The organism is Rhizobacter sp. P2_D12, from assembly GCF_056404395.1.
Genome location: NZ_JBFUEB010000279.1, coordinates 1 through 1675 on the forward strand (window position 1 = coordinate 1; position 1675 = coordinate 1675).

A 1675-nucleotide genomic window follows, 5' to 3' on the forward strand; every position below is an offset into this window, starting at 1 on the left:
TGCCTACGTCTACCGCTCGTACGGCATCCACTGGTGCCTGAACTTCGTGTGCCGCGAGGCGGGGCATGGCGCCGGGGTCCTGATCCGCGCGCTCGAGCCGGTGGCGGGGCTGGACGTCATGCGCGCGCGCCGTGATGCGCAGGGCGAGCGCGCGCTGTGTTCGGGGCCGGGCAAGTTGTGCCAGGCGCTGGGTGTGACGCGTGCGCACGATGGGATGGCGCTGGCGGGGGCGCCGTTTGCCTTGCTGCCGGCAGAGGAGGGCCTGGTCGTCGTGGAAGGCATCCGCATCGGCATCTCGAAGGCGGTCGACGTGCCGTGGCGCTTCGGCCTGGCCGGCTCGCGCTTTTTGAGCCGGCCAATCCGCGGCCAAGCCCGCAACTAAGCCGATCCACGCCGACGCGCTGTTGCCGGCGGCAGGGCCGGCACCGGCTTCGCGCGCATCGTGCTGGCGCGGCTGCGGCGATCAACCACGCCCTGGAAGCCCACCGCCGGCGCGTCGTCGTGCGCTTCTTCCATTCCCTCCACCTCTTCAACGTCGCCGTCACCCGGCGCGATGCGGAAGATCGCCACGGCTTTCGCCAGATTGACGGTCTGCTCGTGCAGGCTTTCGGCCGCCGCTGCGGCCTGTTCGACCAGCGCCGCRTTYTGCTGCGTCATGCTGTCCATCTGCCCGACCGCGCGATTGACGTCGGCGATGCCGTCGGCCTGCTCGGTGCTGGCGATGCTGATGCGCCCGATGATGTCGTTCACCTGGCGCACCGACGAGACGATGTCGCCCATGCTGGCGCCGGCTTCGCTAACCGACGCGTTGCCCCGTTCGATGATGCTGACCGAGTCCGCGATCAGGCCCTTGATTTCCTTGGCCGCTGCCGCCGARCGCTGCGCCAGCGTGCGCACTTCGGACGCCACCACGGCAAAGCCGCGCCCCTGTTCGCCGGCGCGCGCTGCTTCCACTGCTGCGTTCAGGGCCAGGATATTGGTCTGGAACGAGATGCCGTCGATGACGCCGATGATCTCGACGATCTTGCGCGAGCTGGCCTGGATCGATTCCATCGTCGTCACCGCCCCTTGCACCGCCTGGCCGCCGCGCGCGGCCAGTTGCGCCGCTTCGGCTGCGAGCTCGGACGCCTGGCGCGCATTGGTGGCGTTGTCCTTGACCGCCGTGGTCAAGGTCTCCATCGTGCTGGCCGTCTGCTCGAGCGAGCTGGCCTGCATCTCGGTACGGCTCGACAGGTCCATATTGCCGGTGGCGATTTCCTGCGACGCCGTGTCGATCGAGCGCACCGCCGTCATCACGCTGCGCAGCGCGGCATTCAGGCGCGCAATCGTGTGATCCAGCGCGCGGCCCGTGTCGGCGATTTCATCGCGGCCCTGCGCGTCCACCGGCGGCGCGTCGAGCCGGCCCTCGGCCAGTTCGCCCACCGTGTGCGCGATCGAGTGGATCCCGGCCAGCATCGCGCGCCGCACCAGCATCGTCACCGCCAGCGACAGCGTGATCGACAGCAGCACCAGGCCGGCCATGGTCCAGCCCAGCGTGCGAAACTCGGCCCTGGCGGCGGCGTAGGCCTCCTGGTTCATGGTCTTTTCGATCTGCGCGAGTTGCGTCAGCGCGGTGTCGAGCGCGCCGAACTGCTGCTCGGCCTTCTGCATCGCATTGGTGGCGATCGACTGGTCC

The 1675-nt window shown here is 69.3% G+C and carries 2 protein-coding genes; one reads left to right on the forward strand and one right to left on the reverse strand.

The genetic code is table 11. The features are described from left to right. A partial coding sequence (locus tag AC1DYN_RS32420) for a DNA-3-methyladenine glycosylase (protein WP_477966889.1) occupies nt 1-382 on the forward strand: 382 nt, incomplete at its 5' end. On the opposite strand, the gene AC1DYN_RS32425 is transcribed toward AC1DYN_RS32420, so the two are convergent. Next, nucleotides 379-1675 (reverse strand): methyl-accepting chemotaxis protein (locus AC1DYN_RS32425; protein ID WP_477966891.1); only part of this gene is annotated, 1297 nt, incomplete at its 5' end. The two genes, AC1DYN_RS32420 and AC1DYN_RS32425, sit on opposite strands and share 4 nt — an antisense overlap.